The organism is Streptomyces sp. MGP-BFMKR1 (genome assembly GCF_057766585.1).
Map to the genome: position 1 here is coordinate 557,073 of NZ_CM173408.1, position 23,512 is coordinate 580,584.

A 23,512-nucleotide genomic window follows, 5' to 3' on the forward strand; every position below is an offset into this window, starting at 1 on the left:
CGGCCCGTTACGCACCCGCGTCGGCCGACGTTGCCAGAGCGCCCGTACTCCTCGAACCCTCATCCGGAGGCCACCGTGTACGCCGCACCGTCCCTCGTGCCAGCCGCCGCCGTCGCCGGCGCGCGCCTCCGACCGACCACCCCGCCACCCTGGCCCGCGTGCGCCGCCGCACTCCGCGCCGATCGGGATCGGAACCGGGACACGGCGGTCGGCGCACGAAGGCGCGGTCGTGCGGCCGGACACGCCCCGAGCGCCGGGGCCGACGGGGGCCGGGGGTGGCGGGGTTGAAGCGGAAGCGGGAGTCCGCGGGCGGGGTCTCGGCGGCGGAACAGGAGTTGTTCGGCGGCCGACTGCGTTGGAACGACGCGTACGTCGAGCACGAAGGCGCGCTCGCGCGCACCGGGTTCGGCCAGATGGCCTCGGCGCTGCCGCGCATGATGGCCGTGGTGCTGCGGGCCGGCTGGGCCGCGGACCGGCGGGCGTTGGTCGGGCTCGTGGTGGCCCAGGTGGGGCAGGGCGTCACGGGCGCCACGGGGTTGGTGGCGGTCAACGGGGTCCTCACCCACCTCTTCGCGGACGGCCCCACCCCCGACAAGCTGCGGCAGTCGTTGCCCGCGCTCATCGTGTTGGCGGTGGTGTCGGTCGGCACGGCGCTGCTGGCGGCCTGGTCGACCGCCATGTCCGGACGCCTCGAACCACAGATCGAGCGGGCCGTGTCCACCCAGTACTACCGGGCCGTCACGCGCGTGGAGGTGGCGGCGACCGAGCAACCGGAGATCCAGCGGCACCTGGAGGCGGGCAAGTTCGGCACGGACTCGGCGCGCCGCATGCTCGGTCTGTCGGTGGGCATCACGGGCGTCCTGATCAGCATGGTGGCCTCGGCCGCCGTGCTGGCCTCGCTGCACTGGACGCTGCTGCCGATGCTGCTGGCGATCGCCGTGCCCAGGGGCTGGGGGGCGGTCCGTACGGCGCGCCGCGAGTACCTCTCGCGACGGCACTGGGTCGATCACCGGCGCGCGGTGGCGACGCTGTTGCAGTACCTGACGATGCCGCACGCCGCGGGTGAGATCAGGGCGCACGAGGCCGGCACGCTCCTGCTGCGCGGCTACGAGGAGATGTCGCGGCTGATGGAGACCGAGCAGCGGCGGCTTGCCCGGGCCCAGGCTCACACCGAGTTGGTCGCGGGGGCCTTCTCCGGCCTGGCGTCGCTGGGCTGCTACGGGATGTTGTGGTGGCTGCTGACCAGCGGCGGCCTGCCGCTTGCCGTGGGAGGCACCGCGGTGGTCGCCATCCGCAACTCGACCGCCGGGCTCACCTCGCTGGTGCGCCAGGTCAACCGCATGTACGAGGAGATGTTGCAGTTCAGCGACACCGAGGAGGCCACGCGGTTGGCGGCCGAGCACGCCATCCCGCGCACGGGCGCGCCGCTGCCGTCGCCGGTGCGGGCGGTACGGGTGGAGAAGGTGTCGTTCACCTACCCGGGCGCCGCCGAGCCCGCGCTCACGGACGTGAGCCTGCGGGTGCGGCCGGGAGAGGTGACCGCGTTGGTGGGGATGAACGGCTCGGGCAAGTCCACGCTGGCCAAGATCCTCGCGGGGCTCGTGTTGCCCACGGAGGGTGCCGTGTGGTGGGAGGGCGCCGACGGGGAACGGGTCGAGCTACGCGACGCCGACCGGGCGCAGGTCTTCCGCTCCGTCGGCCTGTTGGCGCAGGACTTCCCGCAGTGGCAGATGACCGCTGCGGCGAACGTCGCCGTCGGCGCCGGCGACCGGGCCCGCGACATGGCGGAGGTCAGGTCCGCGGCCCGGGCGGCCGACGTGGACTCGCTGGTCGAGGGCCTGGCACACGGGTGGGACTCGATCGTCTTCAAGGGTTACGAGCGCGGCGTACAGCTCTCGGGCGGTCAGTGGCAGAAGCTCGCCACGGCTCGCAGCCGCTACCGCGACGCGCCGTTCCTGCTGGTCGACGAGCCGACCTCGGCGCTCGATCCACACGCCGAGATCGAAGCCTTCGAACGGCTGCGTCAGCTCGCCGACGACGGCACGGCCGTGGTGCTGATCACCCACCGGCTCGCCGCGACCACCACCGCCGACCACATCTACGTCCTCGACGCCGGGCTCGTCGCCGAGGACGGCACCCACGACCAGCTCATGGCCCGGCCCGGGGGCCTGTACCAGCGGATGTTCCAACGCCAGGCAGCCCAGTACGGGCACCCGCCCACGCGACCGCACGACCTGCCCACCGCCCGCCGGGCCGGCGCGCCCCACCCCGACGCGGCGGGCTGACCCCGCCCGGGCGACCGCCCCACGCCGGGCGCGCCCCAGGGGTGCGCCCCGCGTGGGCGCCCCGGCGACGCACCGACCGGGGCGCGGGTCGCGGGCCGACCACGGTGGACCGCGAAACGTGGTCGCCGGGGCGCGCCCCACGGGCGAGAATCGAGGCGCTACACACGATCGAGGCGCTACGCACGCGCGAAGGGGGCCGACCGTGGTGAACACCCTGAACCTGTGGCGGCACGGGCTCGGCACGGTGCCCGATGACGTCTGGCGGCGGGCCGAGCTGAACGTGCTGATCCTCGCGGACAACGGGCTCACGGACCTTCCGGCGGCGATCGGCGCGCTGCGCCGGTTGACCACCCTGGACCTCGGGCACAACGCGCTCGCCTCGGTGCCCGACGCGCTGGGACAGCTCACCGGGCTCAGCGGCTGCCTGTACCTACACGACAACCGGCTCGCCCGGCTCCCGGACGCGCTCGGCAACCTGACGCGGCTGCGCTACCTGAACGTCGGCGAGAACGCCCTCACCGCCCTGCCGGCGACCCTCGGACGCATGGCCGGTCTGGTCGAACTCCGCGCCCAGCACAACCGGCTCAGCACGCTGCCCGAGGAGATCGGCGGCCTCCGCGCCCTGCGCGAGCTCTGGCTCCGCGGCAACGCGATCACGCACCTGCCCCCGTCCGTCGCCGACCTGCACGAGCTGCGCCACCTGGAGCTGCGCGAGAACGCCCTGTCCGCGCTGCCCTCGGCCCTGGCCGCCCTGCCCCGGCTCCGCCAGCTCGACCTGCGGAGCAACCGCCTGCGCCACCTGCCGGACTGGCTCTCCCGGATGCCCGCGCTGGAGAAGCTGGACCTGCGGTGGAACGAGGTGGACCCGGCCCACCCGCTGCTGGCCGCGCTGGAGCACCGCGGATGCGTCGTCCTGACCTGAGCGTCCCGTACGCACGGGCCCCTCGCGGCGACACCGCCATCGGCGACGTACCCCGCCGGCCGCTCCCCGCCGCGCACCACGACCGGTCGCCGCCCCTCCCGTCCGCGCCAGCCCGCCCGCGCGCGGCCCCTCCCGCCACCCACCTCCGCGAGCCGCGCGCGCCACTCGGCGCGGGTCCGCTTCGGTCTCGTACGAACTCTGTCGCTTACGAACGTGGAGGTGAGCAGTTCCGTGACGCATGACGTCCGCTTCCTGTCCGAGTCGCCCGCCAGTTCCCTCGCCGACGACGTGGCCGGCCTGACCGAACTCCTGCGGCGCGCGGGCAGGTTGCCCGACGGCGGCCGGGTCGTGGCGGCGCGGGCGACGCCGGTGGGTGGCTCCGGCCTGGTGGGAGCGGTCGTACGGCTGCGGCTCGCATATGCGCCGGACGGGCCGCCGGGGCCGCCGTCGCTGGTGCTGAAGACCGCCTCCGCCGCCTTCGCCGAGGGCCCGCGACTCGCCGAGGTGGAAGCGGAGTTCTACCGTCACCTCGCTCCCCGACTGCCCGAACCGGTCGTTCCCCAGGTGCTGGGCAGCGGAGGCGAGGCGGGCGGCGGACCGTGCTGGCTGCTCCTTGAGGACCTGGGCGACCAGGGCTTCGTCCGACAGATCGACGGCTGCTCGGCCGAGCAGGCCCTGGCCGCGGTGCGCAAGCTGGCCGCGCTGCACGCCCCGTGGTGGGGCCGCGACCTGCCGGCCGGCGCCCGGGAGATCACCGTGCCCCGGGACGCCGCGGTCACCGCGTTCTGCGCGCGCTGGCTGGGCTCCCACACCGGCCGCCTGGCCCCCGGTGCTGGGCGACGCGCCGCAGCGGCTGCTGGCCGGCTTCGACCGGTTGGCCACCCGGCTGGCCGCGGCGCCCCGCACCCTCGTACACGGCGACTTCCACAGCCAGAACATCGCGTTCGGCGCGGCTGACCGGCCCCGGGACGTCCGGTTCATCGACTTCCAGTTCGCCCAGCACGGCTGCGGCCCGCTGGACGTGGCCCGCTTCCTGGCCACCAGCCTGACCCCGCGACTGCGGCGAACGATCGAGGCCGACCTCGTGCGGGAGTACCACCGGGCACTCCTCGCGCGCGGCGTCACCGGCTACGACCTCGACCACTGCCGGCACGACGTGCGCGCCGCGCTGCCGTGGAACCTCGCCACCCCCCTGGCCCTGCACGTCATGGCCATCCAGCAGCGGGGCCGCGAATGGCCCGCCCGGCTCCCGATCGTCGAACGCTGCCTGGCGGCCATCGACGACTGGGACGCCTGGGACGTCCGGTAGCACCGGTGACCACACCCGACCCCGCGCAACGGCCGCGATGGTACGAAGACCGTGCCGCGGCCGTGTTCGGGATGGGTAGGACGCGACGCGGCGGACATCCGACCGGTCAACGCACGGACAGCGCACGGAAATTGGCGCGCGTCGGCGGGGCCACGAGGGCTAGCGTTCCGCCCATGAGGGAAGCGGACGGATACTTCGGTGAAGACGTGGCGGCCACCTATGACGCATCGACCGCGGAGCGATTCCAGCCGGAGGTGGTGGACCCCGCGGTCGACGTGCTGGCCGGGCTCGCCGGTGGCGGCCGGGCGCTCGAATTCGGCGTGGGGACCGGTCGGATCGCACTGCCGCTCGCCCGACGCGGGGTGCCGGTACAGGGCATCGACATGTCCCGCGCCATGGCGTCCCGGCTCGCTGCCAAGCCCGGTGGCGACGCCGTCGACGTGCGCATCGGCGACTTCGCCAGCACCCGCGTGCCAGGCAGCTTCGCGGTGGTCTACCTCGTCTTCAACACCATCAACAACCTGACGACGCAGGAAGCCCAAGTGGCCTGCTTCCGTAACGCCGCCGCCCACCTCGCGCCCGGCGGCTGCTTCGTGATCGAGGTCGGCGTGCCGGAACTGCGCCGACTGCCCCCGGGCCAGGACGCGGTGCCCTTCCACATCGGTACGTCCCGGTGGGGCTTCGACACCTACGACGTCGCCACGCAGGCCATGAGTTCGCACCACGTCACCGTGACGGACGGGCGGGCCCAGCACCGGTCCATCCCGTTCCGCTATGTGTGGCCGGCCGAACTCGACCTGATGGCGCAGCTCGCCGGCCTACGGCTGCGGGATCGCTGGGAGGACTGGTCACGGGCGCCGTTCACCAGCGAGAGCGAGCAGCACGTCTCGGTCTGGGAGAAGCCTGGTTCGTGACGGACGGCGGTGTGCGCGGGGAGCGGTGGGCGACGGGAGCGGCGAGTGCGGCGGGCGATGGTGCTTGCGGCTGGCGACCGCTCTTGTCCGCGAGGCGGGATGGGTCCGGTGGGGGGCGCGGGCGGGTTCGGTGGTGCGGGCGGGTCCGGCGGGCTGAAGGGGTACGCGCCGCGGGTTCACGTCCTGTCAGAGTGTCGGGATGAACGACGTGACGAACTTTCCCGCCCAGTACGCCAGGACCCGCCGCTTCGCGCTCGGCGTCCCCCGGCACTTCGCCGTCGCCGACGACGGCAGCCGCGTCTTCTTCGTCCGTTCCGCCAGCGGCAGTGACCCGACGAGTTCGCTGTGGGTGTGGGAGGACGGCGAGGAACGCGTGCTCGCCGACCCACGGCACCTCACCGGCGAGCCCCGGGCGCTGCCCGCCGCGGAGAGGCTGCGCCGCGAACGCGCCCGGGAGTCCTCGGAGGGCGTGGTCTCCTTCAGCATAGACCGCGGCGGGCGGATAGCCGCCTTTCCGCTCGGGGGCGCCCTGTGGGCGGTACGCGTCGACGGCGCGCCGTTCCCGGTGTCGGCCGCCGGCCCGGTGGTGGACCCGCGCCTGTCCCCCGACGGGCGGCGGATCGGCTACATCACCGGGGGCGCGTTGCACGTCGTGGAGCTGACGGCACCGGACGGCACGGCGACGGGCGGGACAACCGGCGCGGCGGGCCCGGCCGCCGCTGCCTGGCGCGGGCACGGCGATGGCACGGACCGGCGGCTGCTCGCGCCGGAGGGCCCCGAGGTCAGTTACGGGCTGCCCGAGTACGTCGCCGCCGAGTCGATGGGCCGCGACCGCGGCTTCTGGTGGGCTCCCGACGGGAGGTCACTGCTCGTGGCGCGGGTGGACGTCAGTCCCGTACGGCACGTGTTCATCGGCGACGCGGCGCATCCGGAGCGGCGGCCACGCGCGGTGCGCTACCCGTCGGCCGGCACCGCCAACGCGGACGTGTCCCTGCACGTCGTCGGCCTCGACGGCCAGCGCACCGAGGTGCGCTGGGACCGGGCCGCGTTCGAGTACCTGGTCACCGCGGGCTGGGAGGACGGAAACGCCCTGGCGGGCGCGGACACGGGCGCGGACGCGAACACGGACACGGACACGGACATGGGCTCGGGCGCCCCGGCGCACGTCACGGCGTCGGGCGCCGGCGCACGGCCACGGCCCGTCCTGTCCGTGCAGAGCCGCGACCAGCGCACCCTGCGGGTCCTCACCGCCGATCCGGACACCGGCGAGACCCACGTCCTGCACGAGCGGCGGGACCCGGCCTGGGTGCAGATCGTGCCCGGCGTCCCGGCCCGCACCGCCTCCGGCGCACGGGTCTGGCCGTGGGAGAGCGCCGACACGCGGGGGCTGCGCGTCGTCCCGGCCGGCTCCGGGACGACTGGTGGCGCGGTGGGCCACGGGAACGACGGGCCGGCCGAGGCGGGCGCGGGCGGGCCGGTGTTCGAAACCCCCGCGGGCCTCCAACTGGACGCAGTGCTCGGCGTCGACGGCGAGCGGGTGCTCTTCGCCGCCAGCGCGGAGCCCACCGAACGCCACGTGTGGTCGTACGCGCCGGGAGATGGCCTGCGCCAACTGAGCCAGGGCCCGGGAGTGCACGACGCGGTCTGCGGCGGGGGCACCGTCGTCATCGACAGCCGCACGCCCGAGGGGGACACGGTCACGGTCGTACGGGACGGGGTGCCGGTGGGGCTGATCGGCTCGCGCGCCGAGCGGCCGGTCCTCACGCCACGCCCCACCCTGCTGCGGCTGGGTGAGCGCGCGCTACGCAGCGCGCTCTACCTGCCGTCGTGGCACACCCCCGGGGACGGCAAGCTGCCCGTGCTGCTCGACCCGTACGCCGGGCCCGCGCTCCGGGTCGTAAGGCGCTGCCGCGGCTGGTGGACGTGCGTCTCGCAGTGGCTGGCCGAGCAGGGGTTCGCCGTGCTGGTCACCGACGGCCGGGGCACCCCGGGGCGCGGTCCGGCCTGGGAGAAGGCCGTCCACGGCGACGTGCTGACGCCGGTCCTGGACGACCAGGTCGAGGCGCTGCACGCGGCGGCGGCCGAGCACCCCAGCCTGGACCTGGGGCGGGTGGCGATCCGTGGCTGGTCGTTCGGCGGCTACCTGGCCGCCGCGGCCGTGCTGCACCGGCCGCACGTCTTCCACGCCGCCATCGCCGGCGCGGCCCCCGCCGACCAGCGGCTGTACGACACGCACTGGAAGGAACGGTTCCTGGGGCACCCCGACGAGCAGCCGGCCGCGTACGACGACACGTCGCTGCTCGGCCACGGCCACCTGCTGCGTCGGCCGCTGCTGCTGGTCCACGGGCTCGCGGACGACAACGTGCTGGCGGCGCACACGCTGCGCTTCTCGGCGGAACTGCTGTCCTCCGGACGGCCACACACGGTGCTGCCGCTCCCGGGCGCCACCCACCTCCCCGTGGACAATGCGGTCACCGAAAACCTTCTGCGGTTCCAGGTCGACTTCCTCCACCGGTCCCTCAACTCCTCGGCGCCGGGCCCAGCACGTCCGCGTGGAACCTCCGCAGCGATCTCCAGCCGGGAGGCAACACCATGACCCAGGAGCCGACGAGGACCAGTCCGAACGCGAGCCGCCGCACCGTGGTCACGGCCGTCGGGGTGGCCGGCCTGTCCGCCGTGCTCGCCGCGTGCGGCGATGACGGGGGTGGCGACGGGGAGTCGTCGGGCGCCCGCGAGCTGGGCAGGACGTCCGACATCCCCAAGGGCGGCGGCGTCGTCTACAAGAAGCACAAGGTGGTCGTGGTCCAGCCCACGGCCGGCGACTACAAGGCGTTCTCCGCCATCTGCACGCACCAGGGCTGTCCGGTCGCCAGCGTGTCCGGCGGCACCATCAACTGCGACTGCCACGGCAGCAGGTTCGCCATCGCCGACGGCAGCGTCAAGGCCGGCCCGGCCCGGCGCCCCCTCAAGGCGGCGAAGGTCACCGTCTCGGGCGACACCCTCACCCTGCGCTGACCCGCTCGCGCGTCCGGTCGTCACGGCTGGTCGGCGCGGCCGGTCGTCACGGCTGGTCAGCGCGGCGGGCGGGCGCCGCTCAGGACGGGCCCGGCTCGCCTTCGTCCGCCGCGCCGAGTTCCACCGCGGTCGCCCGCAGCACCTCCACCGCCGCCCGTATCGACGGGCGGCGGTCGGCGTCCGCGCGCCAGGCGGCGTAGATGTGCCGCCGCATGGTGTGCCGGACCGGCACCACGCGCACCCCGCTCGGAATCGGCCCTCGGCCGAGGCGCGGGGCGACGGCGACGCCGAGCCCGGCGGCGATCAGGGCGAGCTGGGTGTGGTGCTCCTCCGCCATGTGACAGATCCGGGGCTCGATGCCCGCGCCGCGCAGCGTGAGCATCAGCCAGTCGTGGCAGAACTCGCCCTTGGGCCAGGAGACCCACTCGTCGCCCGCGAACTCCTCCAGGTCCACCACGCTCCGGTCGGCGAGCGGATGCGAGGCCGGCATCGCCACGTCGGCGACGTCGTCCAACAGGGGGGCCTTGACCAGCCCGTCGGGCACCGGGAGGGGCTTGTTGTACCAGTCGAGCACCACGGCGAGGTCCACGTCCCCGCGCACCACCGCCGGGATCGACTCGTCGGGTTCCATCTCCCGTAGGTGGGCACGGAGTTGGGGATGCTCCTCGCGGAGCCGGGCCAGCGCCGTGGGGAACAGTCCGCGCGCCGCGGTCGGGAAGGCGCCCAGCACCAGCTCGCCGACGGCCTGCCCGCGCTGCGCCTCCAGATCCGCCTGGGCCAGCTCGACCTGGGACAGGATGCGCGACGCGTGATCGGCCAGCAGCCGCCCGGCATCGGTCAGCCGCACTCCCCTGCCGTTCTTGGCCAGCAGTTGCTGTCCCGTCTCGCGCTCCAGCTTGGCCAGTTGCTGGGAGACGGCGGAGGTGGTGACGTGCAGCCCGTCGGCCGCGGCGCTGACGGAGCCGTGGCGAGCGACGGCGTAGAGCGTACGCAGACGGTCTAGGTTCAACATGTAAGCGATGCTACGTGAAGGGGGCCACAAAATTTCGATTGTTCTAATCCGATTCGACCGCCATCGTGATACCCATGCGCACGCCCCCCGCTCCTCGCACAGCCGCGAACACCCCGCACGCGACCACCGCCCCTCCCCCGCCAGCCGCCGCTCCCGCCTCGGTTCCGGCCACCACCACGCGGACCGAGGCGCCCGTGACGGCTGGGCACCCCGCCGCGCGCGAGCGCACCCGTGGCCGGCCGGGGTGGCGGCTGCGGTTCGCCGTACTGTGCCTCATCTGGGGCTTCAGCTTCCTCCTCATCAAGGTCGGCACCGACGGCTTCGCCCCGCTGTACGTGACGCTCGGGCGGCTGCTGTTCGGCACGCTCGTCCTGCTCGCGGTGCTGATCGTCAAGCGGGAGCGGCTACCGCGCGGCGTCCGCACCTGGGGCCACCTCGCCGTGGCGGCCTTCCTGCTCAACGCCTTCCCGTTCTCGTTGTTCGCCTACGCGGAGTTGCACATCTCCTCCACGCTGGCCGGGATCTGCAACGCCACCACTCCGCTGTGGGGCATGCTGCTCTCGCTCGTCGCCCTGTCCGAGGACCGCCCCACCCGTCGCCGCATCGCCGGCCTGGGCCTCGGGTTCGTCGGCGTACTGACCGTGCTCGGCGCCTGGCAGGGCTTCTCCGGCCAGGACCCGGCGGGCACCGCGATGGCCCTGACGGCCTCGCTCAGCTACGCGGTCGGCTGGATCTACGTGCGCCGCACGCTGGCCCACACATCGCACTCCAACCTCTCCATGGCGGGCGGTCAGCTCCTGCTGGGCACGGTGCAACTCGGCCTGGTCACCCCCTTCTTCGCCACCGCCCCCGACTCCCTGCCGGTGCTCCCCCTGCTGTCCGTGCTGGCCCTGGGCGCGCTGGGCACGGGCCTGGCGTTCCTGCTCCAGTACGGGCTGGTCGCCGAGGTCGGGCCGACGACGGCGACGCTGGTGACCTACTTCATCCCGGTGATCGCCACGGCGGCGGGCGTGCTGCTCCTCGGCGAGGCGCTGACGTGGAACACCCCGGTCGGAGCGGTCATCGTCCTCGCCGGCGCGGCCCTGACCCAGCGCGGGCCCCGACGCGCCGCCGCCGGACGCCGGCCCAGCGCGTCGCCACGTCAGCCGTAGCGCCCCACGAGCGTCGGGCGGACCGCCGCCGCGACGGTGTCCGCGAGCTCCTCGACGTCATCGACGCCGATCGCGGATATGGTCAGCCGGATTCCCTGCGGGGAGGCCATCCGGAAGCGGGCTCCGGGGGCGACGGCCCAACCGGCGTGCAGCATGCGGGAGACCGCGCCGGTCTCGTCGGGCACCGGCACCCACACGTTCATCCCGCTGCGCCCGTACGCCTCGATCCCCCGCTCAGCCAGCGCCGCGATGAGGGCGTCGCGGCGCTCGCCGTAGGAGTGCGCGACCCGGTCCGGCTGGACGGCCTCCGTCTCCCACAGCCGTATGACCACGTCCTGGAGCAGGTGGCTGACCCAGCCCGGGCCGAGCCGCGCGCGGCCCCCGACGCGGTCCACCGTGACCGGGTCGCCGGCGAGCGTGGCCAGTCGCAGGTCTGGGCCGAGCGCCTTGGCCGTCGAGCGGACCAGCACCCAGTGGTCGGTGATCCCGGCCAGTGAGTGCAGGGGCAGGTCGACGATGCCGTGCCCGTGGTCGTCCTCGATCAGCAGCAGGCCCGGATGGTCGGCCAGTATCCCGCGCAGCTCGCGCGAGCGCTCGGCGCTGACGGCCGCGCCCGTCGGGTTCTGCGCGCGGCTGGTCACCACCAGCGCCCTGACACCCCGCTGCACCGCCCGCTCGACGTGCTCGGGGAGCGGGCCGTCGTCGTCGAGCGCCACCGGCTCGGGTCTCAGGCCGAGCGCCGGAATGAGGTCGAGCAGGCTGCCCCACCCCGGGTCTTCGACGGCCACCACGTCGCCCGGCCGCAGATGGGCCGCGAGCACCCGCTCTATGCCGTCGAGGGCGCCCGAGACGACGGTGATCGGCCCGTCCGGCACCCCGTCGGCGCGCAGGGCCGCCCGCGCCAGCCGCGCGAGCTCGGCCGAGACCAGCGGCGCCCCGTAGAGCACCGGCTGCTCCGCGTACCGCGCGGCGGCCGACGCCAGGGCGTCACCGAGCGAGGGCAGCAGGGCCGGGTCCGGATTTCCCATCGCCAGGTCCCGAACGCCTTCGGGGACGTCGACGCCCATCAACTCCCGGGCCGTGGTCGAGGGGCGCGAGCGCACCCGGCTGCCCCGACGCCCGGCCGTCTCGATCACTCCGCGATCGCGCAGCGAACGATAGGCAGCGGCCACGGTGTTGGGATTGACACCCAGCGAGACCGCCAACTCCCGCATGGGCGGCAGCAGTTCGCCGGGGGCGAGACCGCCCGCTCCGACGGCCCGCTCCACACTGGCGGCAATATCAGCAGCGCGCCGCCCCTCGATCCGATACTCTCCTAGCACAATAACGAGTATGCACTAATACAAAGGAGAAGGCAATGGCCGCCGTCGAATCCGCCTCCACCCTCACCCCTGCGCCGGAGGCTGACAAGACCGCCGATGGCACACCCCCCGCCGCGTACGGCCCGACCAGTCGCACCGTGACCTCGCGCGACCGCGACCGCGCCTCCTACGACCGCGAACTGGTCCATTCACTGCTCGACCAGTCCTACGTCTGCCACCTCGGGTTCGTCAGGGACGGCGCCCCGGTCGTCCTGCCGACGCTCTACGCGCGCGTGGGGGAGCGGCTGTACGTGCACGGCTCCACCGGCTCGCGCCCGCTGCGCATGGCGGCGGCCAACCCGTCGGCGGCCGGCGACGACGGCGCGACGGCCACCGACGGTGCCGGCGCCGACGCGGCCGATCCGGGCGCGGCGGCCTCGGACGATGCCGCGGACGCCGGGCAGTCGCGGCCCGGCCTCGCGGTGTGCCTGACCGTGACCCACCTGGACGGCGTGGTCCTCGCGCGCTCCGCCTTCCACCACTCCATCAACTACCGCTCGGTCGTGGTGCACGGCGTGGCACACCAGGTCACCGACCCACACGAGCGCACCGTGGCCCTCGACGCCCTGGTCAACCACGTCGTGCCGGGCCGCGCCGCCGACTGCCGGCCGGGGAACGCCAAGGAGTTGGCCGCCACCGCCGTGCTCCGCCTCGACCTCAAGGAGGTGTCGGCGAAGTGGCGCGACGGCGGCCCCAACGACGAGCCGGAGGACCTCGGGCTGCCGCACTGGGCCGGGGTGCTCCCCGTCGCGCCGCGCTACGGCACACCCATCCCCTCCGACGACCTCGACCCGGCCATCCCGCTCCCCGACTACCTCGCCGAGCGCTGACCGGAGCGGGGCGGTACGGCACGACAGCACCACGGCAAGGCACCGCACGAAAGGCAGCGCACGGATGTTGATCCACCCCTGGGACGCCGCCCAGGACGACGCCGAATGGCAGTCCTGGCTGGCCCGTCACGACTTCGGCCACCTCGCGGCGAACGGCCCGCCCGGCGCGCCGCCGCTCGTGCAGCCCACGCACTTCGCCTACGACGAGGAGCGCCGGGAGGCCCTGCTGCACCTGGCCCGACCCAACCCGATCTGGTCGGCGATCGAGGCGTGTCCGGAGGTGTTGCTGAGCGTCGCGGACGACTACGTCTTCGTGCCGGGCCCCTGGCTGGCCGACGCGGACGTACCGCCCGAGCACGGCGTTCCCACCACCTTCTACGCGGCCGTGCAGCTCAGTTGTACGGCACACATAGTCGACGATCCGGCGGCCAAGGCGGCCCTGCTCACCAGGCAGCTCGCGCACTTCCAGCCGGAGGGCGGCTCCGCGCCCGTGGCCGCCGACCAGGAGCCGTACGGCCGCTCGCTGGCCGGCATCCGCGGCCTGCGGCTTGACGTGGTGGGCGTGCGGGCCAAGTTCAAGTACGCCAACCAGCGGTCGGAGCGGGTCCGGCAGCGGACGGCGGACGCGTTGGCCTCCCGTGGCGCGCCCCGGGACGCGGCGGCGCGGGCCCACCAGGTGCGCCGCGGCGCCTGGACCGCGGCGGCGGGCTGAGCACCCACGCCGCGCCAGCCACCACGCCGGCCACCGGCGGCCTTCGGCCGGGCCCACCCACGCCACCCGCTCGGGTGGGCCCGGCCGACCCGGGTGGGCCGGCCGCGGGGGGCTCACCCCGCGCGGCCGGCCCGCCGCTGTCCCTCCGGCGCGGTGATCAGCCCGTCGACGCCGCGTCGACGCTCGCCGCCGGAGCGCTGCGCGCCTCGGCGAGCGCCAGGGCGACCACGGCGCACAGCAACACGGCGGTGCCCAGCACCGTCGCGACCGTCAGCCGCTCGTCGAGCAGCGCGACGGCGATGACCGCGGCCGTGACCGGCTCGATCAACGTGATCACGGAGACCGTGGTGGCCCGCACCACGGCCAGGCCGGTGAAGTACAGGCCGTAGGCCAGTGCCGTCGGCACGGCGGCGACGTAGACCAGCAGGCCCACCGTCTGCCCCAGGTGCTGCGCCTGCGGCAACGGCCCCTCCGCCAACGCGAAGGGCAACAGGCAGCCGGTGCACACGGCGAACGACGTCACCGTGGTGACGTACGGGTCCGTGCCGCCGCCGTCGCGGCTCAGGTAGCGGGTGTAGACGGTGATCGTGGCGTACCCGGCCCCCGACAGCAACGCGAGCCCGACGCCCGCCGGGCGGACCGCGCCGGTGCCCTCGCTGCCGAGCACCAGGACCGACAGGCCGACCACCGCTCCGGCGACGGCGCACGCGCCGCCGATCCCCAGGCGCTCGCCGACGGCGACCCGGCCGACCAGCGCCACCATGACCGGCGCGGCGCCGAGCGTGACGACGGTGGCGACGGCCAGGCCGGTGGAGTCGACCGCCTGAAAGTAGGCGGTTTGGAAGACGGTCAGCCCCAGCCCCGTGACCACGATCCGGGTCGTACGGTCGCGGCGCGAGGGGCGGGCGTAGGCGCGCGGCGCGAGCGTCCGCGTACGGCGGGCGCGGAGCAGCACCACGGGGAGCATGAGGGCGAGGCCGCCCAGCGTGCGCCAGAAGGTGAGGGCGAGGGGGCCGAGGCCACTGGTGTCGTACAGCAGCGAGGCCGCCGCGCCGGCGGTGCCCCAGGTGGTGGCGGCGAAGGTGATGTAGGCGAGCCCGCGCCCCACGGGCAGGGCGGAGCGCACAGGAGTGAGCACGAGGTTTCTCCCACGGAAGACAGCCCGATCGGGCTGGTGTTGGTCGCGTCGTCCCGTCTGCGGGCAGCGTCAACTCGTCCGGGGCCACGCCTCGGACTCGGTCTTCGGTGAGAGCCGCCCGCCCTAGCGGGCAGGAGGCGGCAGAACAGTCATGGGCACGATCGGGACCCTAAGTGGTCTGCGAGCCCTCGGACAACTCCGTATCGCCCTCCGGGACCGCCCCCGCGCCCGCCCGCCCACCGTCACCAGTCGCGAGCCGGCACGCGGGCGATGCCGGTTCCTGCGCACCGTCGGCAGCGGCGGGTGGCGAGCCCGCGACCGGCGCCGCGGGAGCGCGCCGGGGCGCCGAGGTCTGCGCGATGAAGGCGCCACTGAGCACCACCAGACCGCCGAGCACCTGCGGCGCCGAAAGCCGTTCGCCCAGCAGCACCCAGGCCAGTACGGTCGCGACCACGGCTTCGAGGCAGGCGACGACGCCCGCCACCGGAGGCGAGAGGTGTCGTACGGCCAGCACGCCGGTCAGGTAGGCGACGACCGTGCTCACCACCACGACCCAGAACAGGAGAAGCGCGGCCGGAACACCCGTGCCGTTCAGGTCCGCCCGCCCGCCGAGCACCGACCAGTCCATCCCCCAGGGCCGGGCGATCACGGTGAGCACGAGTGTCCCGATCAGCAGCCCGTACGCGACCACGCCCAGCGGGTCGACCGGCTCCGCGTCGTCGCCGCCGTGGTCGGAGAGCAGGAAGTAGCCGACCTGGCAACAGGCGGCGCCCAGGCCCAGGAGCAGCCCGAGGGCGTCGAAGCTGAGCCCGGCCCAGAGTTCGACCACGCAGGCCAGCCCGCCGACGGCCAGCGCGACGCCGACGGCGGCGGCACGGCTGACCGGGCGGCGCTGGACGAAGCGCACCCAGCCGAGCAACAGGGCGGGCCCGAGGTACTCGATGAGCAGGGCGACCCCCACCGGGATGCGGGAGATCGCCGCGAAGTAACACGCCTGCACCCCCGCGACCGCGAGCAGGCCGAAGCCGACGAGCAGCGCCGGGCGCCGCACCAGCAGGGAGCGGTGGTGCCAGGCCACCGGCAGGAGCAACAGGGCCGCGCCCGCCGCGCGCAGCCAGGTCACCTGGAGCGGGTCGAGCCCCGCCTCGATGAGCGGCTTCGCGGCAACGCCGGAACTGCCGAAGGTGAGCGCCGACGCCAGTGCGAGCCCGAGCCCTGCGCTCCGACCCTGAGACACGTGCATCGGCACATCATGTCAGCCCGAGTCAGGAGCGTCACGCGGTTCGCTACTGGCAGCTTCGCTGGCCAGCCGGGCTGATTCCTCGGCCACCCGCAGCGCCAGCGTGTCCAGGTCCACGCCGGCCCCGAGCAGCACCTCCACCGCGCGGCACGCGCGGTCGTCGATAAGCGCCACGAAGAGGTCGAACCCCTGGGCCTGCGCGGCGCCACGCGCCGCGGCCCGCTCGTCCGCCCGGGCCACGGCCGCCGCGACGGCCGGCGACCACGCGGCGCGCCCCGCGTGGACCACTGGCACGGCACCGGAGTCCTCCACGGTGCCGTGCCAGTTCAGTCCGTAGCCGATGGTGCGCTGCGCCAGGTAGCTCAGCACCCGCGCCACCTGCGGCGGTCCGCCCTCGAAGGTCGCCGCGGCGCGTGGGACGGTTTCCAGCACGGTGTGCAGCAGGTGCGCGGTGTCGATGTGTCGGTCGCCGTCGCGAGAGGCACGTCGACGGGCCGCGGCGACCACCGCCGTGAGCTCGTCGCTGAGGGCGACGGCGAGGCCGTCGACGTCCGCGGCAGCAGCATCGACACCGCCCGCGCCGGCCGGGCCGACGGCACCAAAGGCCCCACGGAGGCCGCCCGAGGCAACCGGTCGGGCCTGGCCAGGAAGGGGAGTACGATTTTGCACCCTCTCACCACATCAGCCCTGGTAGCCCGAAGCATCCACGCAGGGGATCATTTAGCCATCCCACGCTGGGTGGGCACCCGGCCCATCGGCCTCCTCCTTGCGGATGAGATCCGTACGCCCACGCGGCCATGCCGCGAGCCGGCGCACGCCAGCCCCACCCCACGCACTCCCCCGGCGCGGGCTCGGGCGGTGGAACCTCATCCGCACGACACCACCGACCGATGACGCCACGGCGCCGGCCGTCCCACCACCCCCGCTCGGCGGCGGCTCAGTCCTCGTCCGCGAGGATCAGGTACAGCTTCTTCCGCGCGTCGCCGACGACGGCGAGCGCCTTGGCCCGCTGCTCCTTGGTACCGGTCTTCCAGACCTGGGCCAGCGCCTCCATCACGCCGACGCCGGCCTGCCGGATCTCCTGCGCCGCCTCCCAGTCCACGCCGCGCCCCGCTTCCTCCCACGGAGCCCGCGGCCCGGCCTCGGCCTCGGTACGCCCCTCCTCGGTCAGCGTGAACAGCTTCTTGCCGCCTTCGCTGACGCTGCTGATCAACCCCTCGTCCTCCAGGAGTTGGAGGGTGGGGTAGACCGAGCCGGGGCTGGGGCGCCAGGCGCCGCCGCTGCGCTCGCCGATCTCCTGGATCATCTCGTAGCCGTGCATCGGCCGGTCGCGCAACAGCGCCAGGATAGACGCCCGCACGTCGCCGCGCCGTGCCCTCCCCCGCGGCCCACCGCGCCCCCGACCACCGAACGGCGGCCCCCCGAAGGGCGGCCCGAACGCCCCGAAGGCGGCCCGCCGCTCCTCGCCCTCACTCCAGCCGTGCCCGGACCCCCGCTGCCCGCGCCCGTGCCCATGGCCGTGTCCGAATCCGAATTCGTGTCCCATGATCTTGATCCTTCTGTTCGCGTCTGACGTTCACTTCCCTGTCGCGGCCGAAGCCAGAGCCACATCGCCAATCGGTCGCGATGCTTCAACGATATATCGGAACCGATCGGTCGACAAGACCCCTTCTCTCAACGGGCCACATCCCGTCGAAGTCCACCTGGCCCCTGTCTCAGGTGATCTGGCCATCTGGCCCAGGCCAGCGAGGGAGTACGGGTCGATGCCGTGGTCCTGGATGAGGTGAGGTAGCTGGCGCCGAGGAAGAAGGGTTCGCGTCGGGTCGCCGTCACCCGGTGCGGCGTACCGGTGACGGGCACGCGCTGGCGTCCGCTGCCGCGGTGCGTGCGCCTGGGACCGGTCCGATGTCGTGGTCCAACGGGTCGGCCAGCGGGGCGCAGTGCTCTTGGCGGCCACGTCGGCGTTCCCCGTCGTGCCGGCCGTGATCGAGGCGGGGTCGCGCCGCGCTCCTTCCAGAATGGCAACCCACGGGCGCGGCCCACCTTTCGCCTGACGGACCTGGTGAGCGCGGTACGCGAAGACCGAGCGAGCCGCCAGGGCAGCCGCCGCCCTCGCTCCGTCGAGGAGCGGCGCGGTCCCGAGGCACCCGCGACCGGCGCGGGTCGTAGGCCCGGCGGCGCGGCGTCGCGTACCCGGCCCCGACGAGCCGCCCGCGCCGACGAGCCCGGCACCGCGCAACGGCCGACTGCCGGGCCTTCGAGGGAAGCATTCTCGCAGTGACCAACGGAAAACCGTTCGACGGGCCGAGCCGGACCCGTCATGATCCGCACTCGTGACGTCTTCCCAGCACCACCTGGTCCAGGCCGCCGCTCGCAACAACGCCGAATGGTGTGCGGCGATGAGCCGATCGCACGGCCTGACGGGCGAGTTCGGGGCGGACGCCTGGGCGGCTCCGGCCCGCACACCGCTGTACTACCCCGACGCGGTGACGCTTGCGCCGCGCGCCGACCGGGCCGCGCTGGTGTCCCGGATCGACACCGCGGCCCCCGGCGCCACCGTCAAGGACAGCTTCGCCGACCTCGACCTGACGCAGGCCGGCTTCCACGTGCTGTTCGGCGCGCAGTGGTTGCACCGTCCGGCGAGCGGGCCCGCCCGCGCGCCGGATCTCTCCTGGGAGGTGGTGCGCGATCCGGCCGCGCTGCGCGCCTGGGCGCTCGCCTGGGACGGCGGGGACGGCAACGCGAACCTCTTCCGCCCCGAACTCCTCGACGACCCGGCCACCTTCGTGCTCGCGGGACAGTCCGCCGATGGCCGGGTGCTCGCCGGCGCGGTGGTGAGCCGCGGTGACCAGGTGGTCGGGGTTTCCAACGTCTTCGGGCTGGACGGCGGCCCGGACGCGGCCTGGCCCGGCGTGCTGGACGCCGCGCACGAGCTGTTCCCCACTCTGCCGGTGGTCGGCTACGAGCAGGGTGAGGACCTGGCGGTCGCCGTCCGCCATGGCTTCGAGCCGGTCGGCCCGCTGCGGATCTGGCTGCACAGCCGGTAGCCGGACCGACTCCGAGGGCGTGCCCCCAACCCGTACGAACCAGCAAGCACTAACCCGCGCCAGCCCGCGCGAGCCGAACGGCGGCCCCGAAGCCCGTCCCGCCTGATTGTCAGTGCCCTCCCCTAGAGTCGCTCGCATGGCCGAACCCTCCTACCTGGCCGCGGTCCGGGAGTCGTACGACACCGTCGCCGCCGACTACGCGGAACGCGTCAAGTCCCCGGCGGAGCTGGACCCGCTGTCCCGGGCCATGCTGGTGGCCTTCGCCGAGACCGTACGGGCGGCCGACCGCGGGCCGGTCGCGGATCTGGGGTGCGGGCCGGGCAAGGTCACGGCGTACCTGGCCGAGTTGGGTGTGCCCACGTTCGGCGTCGACCTGTCGCCCAGGATGGTCGCCCTGGCCCAGCGGGCGTACCCCCGGGTGCGTTTCGCGGTGGGCTCGATGACCGCGCTGCCGATCGCGGACGCCGAACTCGGCGGCGCCCTGGCGTACTACTCCGCCCACCACACACCGCCGGCCGTGCTGCCGACCGTGTTCTCCGAGTTCCAGCGCACGCTGGCCCCCGGCGGCCAACTGATGCTGGCCGGCTACGTGGGAAACGACGAGCGCATACGTCCGACGCAGGGGTACGGCGGACATCCGGTGTCCTACGAGTCCCACCTCGTGCCGCCGGACCGGATAGCCGATCTGCTGGCACGGGCCGGCCTCGTCGTCAGCGCGCGACTCGTGCAGGAGCCCGGCCAGGGGGCGAAGCGGACGGTCGCCACGTTCCTGGCCGCGAAGCCCGAGCAGGACCGAGCGCCACTGTAGGGCGCCCGGATCGCGCGCCCGTCCGGGCGCGTGTCCTCGGGGCGGCGCAGCCAGCGGGCCGACGAGGCGCGAGTCGGCCGGCCTCGAACAGGCCACGCGCGCCGCATTGGCCTTGGCGGACGTCGCGGGTAGCCGCCTAGGGTCGGACCCATGCGCCTCCGGATCGTCGACGCCTTCACCGACCGCCCCTTCGCCGGCAACCCGGCCGCGGTCGTCCTCCTCCCCTCGGGCCCGTTCCCCGGCGACCGGTGGCTCGGGCAGGTCGCCGCCGAGGTCAACCTCTCGGAGACGGCGTTCGCCCACCCGCTCCCGGATGCGCCTGACGCGGACTGGGCGCTGCGCTGGTTCACGCCGACGACCGAGGTCGCGATGTGCGGGCACGCGACACTGGCCACCGCCCACGTCCTGCACGCGACGGGGGCCGCTACGGGCACGATCCGCTTCGCCACCCGCAGCGGGGTCCTCACCGCGACCCCGGCCACCCCCGCCCCCACACCCACACCAACCACCAGCACCACTCAACTCTCCGGTGCCACCGCCATCACGCTGGACTTCCCCACCGCGCCGCTCACCCCGCTGGAGACCCCCCACGGCACCGGCGCGGCGCTCGGCGCCACCCCCTTGGCCTGCTACGACACCGGACCGCAGGTGGGGGACCTGCTGGTGGAACTCGCCGACGAGGCCACCGTGCGTGGGCTGAACCCCGACCTGGCAGCGGTGGCCCGGCTCCCGCACCGGGGAGTGATCGTGACCGCCCCCGCCCGGACGCCCGGCGACTACGACTTCGTCTCGCGCTTCTTCGGCCCCGCGTCCGGCATCGACGAGGACCCGGTGACCGGCAGCGCCCACACCGCCCTGGCGCCGCTGTGGTCACCCCGACTCGGCCGCACCGAACTCACCGGGCTCCAGGTCTCGGCGCGCGGCGGTCGCGTCCACGTCCACCTGCGCGGCGACCGTACGCTCCTCACGGGCCAGGCCGTCACCGTCATCGACGGGGAGCTGCTCACTGCTCCGGAAGCCAACTGACCTTGCCCTCAAGGAGCCCGTACCCGCCGAACGCCACGATGTCGATGAGCGCGTGGGCGGCGACGAGCGGCCCCACCCGCCCCCACCGCCGGTACAGCAGCACGAAGATCACGCCCATCACCATGTTGCCGAAGAAGCCGCCGATGCCCTGGTAGAGGTGGTACGAGCCGCGCAGCACCGCGCTCGCGGCCAGCGCCGCCATCGGCCCCCACCCCAACTGCCCGAGCCGCCGCAGCAGGTATCCCACCACGATCACCTCTTCAAGCACCGCGTTCTGCACGGCGGAGGCGACGAGCACCGGGTACTTCCACCACACGTCCGGCAGCGACTCGGGCACCACGGTCAGGTTGGCGCCCGCGGCGCGCGCCCCGATGTACAGCAGCAGCCCCGAGCCCCCGATGCACGCCGCGACCAGGGCTCCCCAACCCAGGTCGAAGCGGCGGGCCCGCAGGTCGAAGCCGATCGCGCGGAGCCCCGAACCCTCGCGCAGCAGCAGGTGGGCCACCAGCGCCACCGGCACCAACGCGGTCGTGATCCCGAAGAGTTGCCAGGCGAGGTCGAGCCAGGGTCGCCCGGGGGCCGCCGAGGTGTTGAGGTTGGCGGTCTGGTCGCTGAGCCCGCCGGGTTCGGTCGCCGAGCCGATAAAGTCGATCAGCGCGGACACCCCGCTGGCCCCCAGCGACACCGCCAGCACCAACAGCGTCTCCGTGCCGAGCGTCCGCCGCGACAGCCCGCCGCCCGGTGCGGGGCCGGTCACCTCACGCGCCTGCGACCGCACCACTGCCCTGCCTCCAAGACCTCGACCTACCGGATGGGCGCGATGGGCCACACGCTCCTCGCGGGCCACCTCACCTGGAAGGTCATAGCTTGCCTGACGTTCGCGTGGAGGACGACACAGGGGCCCGGAGGCCGGGCCTCAGGCCGTCGGGCGCGGCCCACACGGTCGATGCGGCTCACCCGGTCGATGCGGTAGGCGCGGCCCCGTCAGTCGTCCACCCCCACGGGCCAGGTGTGCACCGGCTCCCCCGTACGCATCAGCGTGCAGTAGCGGCGGGTCATGGCGGCCAGCGCGTCCTGTCTGGCCAGGCCGGCGTCCAGGGCCCGGTGGTAGGTGGCCGTCTGCCAGGACGCCCCGTTGACCCGTCGGCGACAGCGTTCGGCGATCACTCCCAGGTAGCGGTCCCGGTCCGTCGGCTCCACGCCCCACGCGTCGAGGCCGGCCGCCGCCAACGGCAGCAGCTCCTCCTGGACGAGCCGTACGGCGGACACCCGGGTCAGCGCCCCGGACCGGCCCGGGCGGGGCCAGCGCAACACCGCGTCGATGCCGTCGCGGCAGGCCGTGTCGAAGTTCTCCGCGGCCACCGCGAACGGCATCCGCCGCCAAACCGGGCGCGGCTGGTCCGCCAACGCCCTGACCAGGCCGTAGTAGAACGCCGTGTTGGCTATGACGTCGGTGACCGTGGGGCCCGCGGGGAGCACCCGGTTCTCCACCCGAAGGTGCGGCACGCCGTCGGTCACCTGGTACACCGGCCGGTTCCAGCGGTAGATGGTGCCGTTGTGCAGCGCCAGCTCGGCGAGTTCGGGGACGCCGCCGTCGTCGAGCACCTTCAGCGGGTCCTCGTCCCCGCTGATGGGCAGCAGGGGCGGAAAGTAGCGGAGGTTCTCCTCGAAGAGATCCTGTGCAGAATCGATCCAGCGCTCTCCGAACCACGTGCGGGGCCGTACGCCCTGCTCGATGAACTCGGGCGGCCTGGTGTCGGTGGACTGCACGAACAGCGGTGGTCGCGACTCGCGCCACAGCTCCCGCCCGAAGAGGAACGGCGCGTTCGCCCCCACCGCTATCTGCGCCGCCGCGACGGCCTGCGCCGCGTTCCACACGTCCGCGAACCTGTTGGGCGTCACCTGGAGGTGCAGTTGCACCGACGTACAGGCCGCCTCCGGCGCTATCGACGCGGACGTACAGGTCAGCCGCTCGACGCCGGCGATGTCGATGGTGAAGTCCTCGCCCCTGGCGGCCAGCATCTCGTCGTTGAGCAGCCGGTACCGATCGCCTCGCGAGAGGTTCGCGGAGACCAGGTCGTGCGCGGCCAGGGTCGGCAGAATACCGATCATGACGATGCCGGCGGAGACTTCGCCGGCCTTTCTGTCGGCATATGCAAGGCCGGTACGCAACTCCTCCGACAACTGGTCGAAGACCCGTCCGTGCATGCGGTGAGGGACGATGTTCACCTCAAGGTTGCACTGGCCAAGTTCCGTCTGGAAATCCCCGCTCCCGATGCGCTCAAGCACCTCGGCGTTCAGCATCCGCGGCATGCCGTCGGAGCCGGCGAGATTCAGCTCGATCTCCAGGCCCATGAGGTTCTTTGGGCGCTCGAATCGCTTCTCTTTCAACAGCCGGGCGAAAGCGTCCAGGCATTGGCTCAGCTTTTCGCGATGCCGTTGCCGATCGGACAGGTCAAACCCGCCTGCCACGATCTTCTCACCCATAGAAGCGTCCCTCCTCGACGGATCACGGCCACGCCAGCCGCCCGAACCCGGCTCGGGGTGCGGAGCCGGGATGAGTCACGGTCGATGATGCCCAGGCAGTGTGATCCATAACGCCCCGTCCAGGCTCTGGGACGACTAAGCTCCGGGTAGCGATACCGCTGACCCCTCTGGACGGCATACGTCGGCCTAGCAGCTCGGGCCTCTTTTCGAAGCAGAAAAGACAGGTGACTTTCAGCCTTCCGGCTCCGGGATAAA

The 23,512-nt window shown here is 73.7% G+C and carries 20 protein-coding genes; 12 read left to right on the plus strand and 8 right to left on the minus strand.

Annotated elements, in window-relative coordinates; translation table 11 throughout:
* Positions 1–275 precede the first annotated feature (275 nt).
* The 6 genes from AC3CHW_RS01915 (at position 276) to AC3CHW_RS01940 (ending at position 8,445) form a co-directional block, all read left to right on the plus strand.
* Complete coding sequence (locus tag AC3CHW_RS01915; RefSeq protein ID WP_488469329.1) at positions 276–2,285, plus strand: ABC transporter ATP-binding protein; 2,010 nt, start codon at positions 276–278, stop codon at positions 2,283–2,285.
* A 202-nt stretch (positions 2,286–2,487) separates the two neighbouring features.
* Entirely contained in the window at positions 2,488–3,207 is a 720-nt protein-coding gene (locus tag AC3CHW_RS01920; RefSeq protein WP_488469330.1) for a leucine-rich repeat domain-containing protein, read from the plus strand.
* A gap of 829 nt (positions 3,208–4,036) precedes the next feature.
* Positions 4,037–4,516 carry a phosphotransferase gene (locus tag AC3CHW_RS01925; protein ID WP_488469331.1) on the plus strand — a complete coding sequence of 160 codons (480 nt, stop codon included), beginning with the start codon at positions 4,037–4,039 and terminating at the stop codon, positions 4,514–4,516.
* Between the two features lie 173 nt (positions 4,517–4,689).
* Complete coding sequence (locus tag AC3CHW_RS01930) at positions 4,690–5,430, plus strand: class I SAM-dependent DNA methyltransferase (protein WP_488469332.1); 741 nt, start codon at positions 4,690–4,692, stop codon at positions 5,428–5,430.
* Positions 5,431–5,629: 199 nt separating this feature from the next.
* Complete coding sequence (locus AC3CHW_RS01935; RefSeq protein WP_488469333.1) at positions 5,630–8,026, plus strand: S9 family peptidase; 2,397 nt, start codon at positions 5,630–5,632, stop codon at positions 8,024–8,026.
* On the plus strand, positions 8,023–8,445 hold the full coding sequence (locus AC3CHW_RS01940) for a Rieske (2Fe-2S) protein (RefSeq protein WP_488469334.1): 423 nt from the start codon (positions 8,023–8,025) through the stop codon (positions 8,443–8,445). Before AC3CHW_RS01935 ends, AC3CHW_RS01940 begins: the two co-directional genes overlap by 4 nt.
* 79 nt (positions 8,446–8,524) lie before the next feature.
* Here the strand turns inward: AC3CHW_RS01940 and AC3CHW_RS01945 are convergent, their stop codons facing one another.
* On the minus strand, positions 8,525–9,457 hold the full coding sequence (locus AC3CHW_RS01945) for a LysR family transcriptional regulator (protein ID WP_488469335.1): 933 nt from the start codon (positions 9,455–9,457) through the stop codon (positions 8,525–8,527).
* A gap of 74 nt (positions 9,458–9,531) precedes the next feature.
* Between AC3CHW_RS01945 and AC3CHW_RS01950 the strand changes: the two genes are divergently transcribed.
* Positions 9,532–10,608, plus strand: a complete 1,077-nt coding sequence (locus tag AC3CHW_RS01950; protein ID WP_488469336.1) for a DMT family transporter — start codon at positions 9,532–9,534, stop codon at positions 10,606–10,608.
* Here AC3CHW_RS01950 and AC3CHW_RS01955 read toward each other — a convergent pair.
* The gene (locus AC3CHW_RS01955) at positions 10,599–11,930 is read right to left on the minus strand and encodes an aminotransferase class I/II-fold pyridoxal phosphate-dependent enzyme (protein ID WP_488469337.1); all 1,332 of its coding nucleotides are present in this window, start codon (positions 11,928–11,930) and stop codon (positions 10,599–10,601) included. The two genes, AC3CHW_RS01950 and AC3CHW_RS01955, sit on opposite strands and share 10 nt — an antisense overlap.
* Before the next feature lie 35 nt (positions 11,931–11,965).
* Here AC3CHW_RS01955 and AC3CHW_RS01960 point away from each other — a divergent pair, with 35 nt between their 5' ends.
* Complete coding sequence (locus AC3CHW_RS01960) at positions 11,966–12,799, plus strand: pyridoxamine 5'-phosphate oxidase family protein (RefSeq protein ID WP_488469338.1); 834 nt, start codon at positions 11,966–11,968, stop codon at positions 12,797–12,799.
* 64 nt (positions 12,800–12,863) lie between these two features.
* A complete protein-coding gene (locus AC3CHW_RS01965) occupies positions 12,864–13,511 on the plus strand; it encodes an FMN-binding negative transcriptional regulator (protein WP_488469339.1) in 648 nt (215 codons plus the stop codon).
* A 157-nt stretch (positions 13,512–13,668) separates the two neighbouring features.
* On the opposite strand, the gene AC3CHW_RS01970 is transcribed toward AC3CHW_RS01965, so the two are convergent.
* From AC3CHW_RS01970 to AC3CHW_RS01985, 4 genes are all read right to left on the minus strand, one after another.
* A complete protein-coding gene (locus tag AC3CHW_RS01970) occupies positions 13,669–14,649 on the minus strand; it encodes a DMT family transporter (RefSeq protein WP_488469340.1) in 981 nt (326 codons plus the stop codon).
* Positions 14,650–14,818: 169 nt separating this feature from the next.
* On the minus strand, positions 14,819–15,892 hold the full coding sequence (locus tag AC3CHW_RS01975; RefSeq protein WP_488469341.1) for an EamA family transporter: 1,074 nt from the start codon (positions 15,890–15,892) through the stop codon (positions 14,819–14,821).
* Positions 15,893–15,904: 12 nt separating this feature from the next.
* Positions 15,905–16,558, minus strand: coding sequence for a hypothetical protein (locus AC3CHW_RS01980; RefSeq protein ID WP_488469342.1), 654 nt, complete (start codon positions 16,556–16,558; stop codon positions 15,905–15,907).
* Between the two features lie 268 nt (positions 16,559–16,826).
* On the minus strand, positions 16,827–17,435 hold the full coding sequence (locus tag AC3CHW_RS01985; protein ID WP_488469343.1) for a PadR family transcriptional regulator: 609 nt from the start codon (positions 17,433–17,435) through the stop codon (positions 16,827–16,829).
* Between the two features lie 853 nt (positions 17,436–18,288).
* Here AC3CHW_RS01985 and AC3CHW_RS01990 point away from each other — a divergent pair.
* The 3 genes from AC3CHW_RS01990 (at position 18,289) to AC3CHW_RS02000 (ending at position 20,770) form a co-directional block, all read left to right on the plus strand.
* Positions 18,289–18,936, plus strand: coding sequence for a hypothetical protein (locus AC3CHW_RS01990; protein WP_488470937.1), 648 nt, complete (start codon positions 18,289–18,291; stop codon positions 18,934–18,936).
* A gap of 136 nt (positions 18,937–19,072) precedes the next feature.
* Positions 19,073–19,744 (plus strand): class I SAM-dependent methyltransferase, encoded by a 672-nt coding sequence (locus tag AC3CHW_RS01995; protein ID WP_488469344.1) that lies wholly within the window; start codon positions 19,073–19,075, stop codon positions 19,742–19,744.
* Positions 19,745–19,894: 150 nt separating this feature from the next.
* The gene (locus AC3CHW_RS02000; RefSeq protein WP_488469345.1) at positions 19,895–20,770 is read left to right on the plus strand and encodes a PhzF family phenazine biosynthesis protein; all 876 of its coding nucleotides are present in this window, start codon (positions 19,895–19,897) and stop codon (positions 20,768–20,770) included.
* On the opposite strand, the gene AC3CHW_RS02005 is transcribed toward AC3CHW_RS02000, so the two are convergent.
* Entirely contained in the window at positions 20,748–21,527 is a 780-nt protein-coding gene (locus AC3CHW_RS02005) for a CPBP family intramembrane glutamic endopeptidase (protein WP_398610717.1), read from the minus strand. The two genes, AC3CHW_RS02000 and AC3CHW_RS02005, sit on opposite strands and share 23 nt — an antisense overlap.
* A gap of 227 nt (positions 21,528–21,754) precedes the next feature.
* Positions 21,755–23,257, minus strand: coding sequence for a glutamate-cysteine ligase family protein (locus AC3CHW_RS02010; protein WP_187087455.1), 1,503 nt, complete (start codon positions 23,255–23,257; stop codon positions 21,755–21,757).
* Between the last annotated feature and the right edge of the window lie 255 nt (positions 23,258–23,512).

Coding starts and splice junctions, on each gene's coding strand:
- AC3CHW_RS01930 (WP_488469332.1), top strand. CDS start 4,690: ATGAGGGAAGCGGACGGATACTTCGGTGAAGACGTGGCGGCCACCTAT.
- AC3CHW_RS01995 (WP_488469344.1), top strand. CDS start 19,073: ATGGCCGAACCCTCCTACCTGGCCGCGGTCCGGGAGTCGTACGACACC.
- AC3CHW_RS01985 (WP_488469343.1), bottom strand. CDS start 17,435: ATGGGACACGAATTCGGATTCGGACACGGCCATGGGCACGGGCGCGGG.
- AC3CHW_RS01940 (WP_488469334.1), top strand. CDS start 8,023: ATGACCCAGGAGCCGACGAGGACCAGTCCGAACGCGAGCCGCCGCACC.
- AC3CHW_RS01965 (WP_488469339.1), top strand. CDS start 12,864: ATGTTGATCCACCCCTGGGACGCCGCCCAGGACGACGCCGAATGGCAG.
- AC3CHW_RS02010 (WP_187087455.1), bottom strand. CDS start 23,257: ATGGGTGAGAAGATCGTGGCAGGCGGGTTTGACCTGTCCGATCGGCAA.
- AC3CHW_RS02000 (WP_488469345.1), top strand. CDS start 19,895: ATGCGCCTCCGGATCGTCGACGCCTTCACCGACCGCCCCTTCGCCGGC.
- AC3CHW_RS01975 (WP_488469341.1), bottom strand. CDS start 15,892: ATGCACGTGTCTCAGGGTCGGAGCGCAGGGCTCGGGCTCGCACTGGCG.
- AC3CHW_RS01960 (WP_488469338.1), top strand. CDS start 11,966: ATGGCCGCCGTCGAATCCGCCTCCACCCTCACCCCTGCGCCGGAGGCT.
- AC3CHW_RS01950 (WP_488469336.1), top strand. CDS start 9,532: ATGCGCACGCCCCCCGCTCCTCGCACAGCCGCGAACACCCCGCACGCG.
- AC3CHW_RS01935 (WP_488469333.1), top strand. CDS start 5,630: ATGAACGACGTGACGAACTTTCCCGCCCAGTACGCCAGGACCCGCCGC.
- AC3CHW_RS01945 (WP_488469335.1), bottom strand. CDS start 9,457: ATGTTGAACCTAGACCGTCTGCGTACGCTCTACGCCGTCGCTCGCCAC.
- AC3CHW_RS01990 (WP_488470937.1), top strand. CDS start 18,289: ATGAGCCGATCGCACGGCCTGACGGGCGAGTTCGGGGCGGACGCCTGG.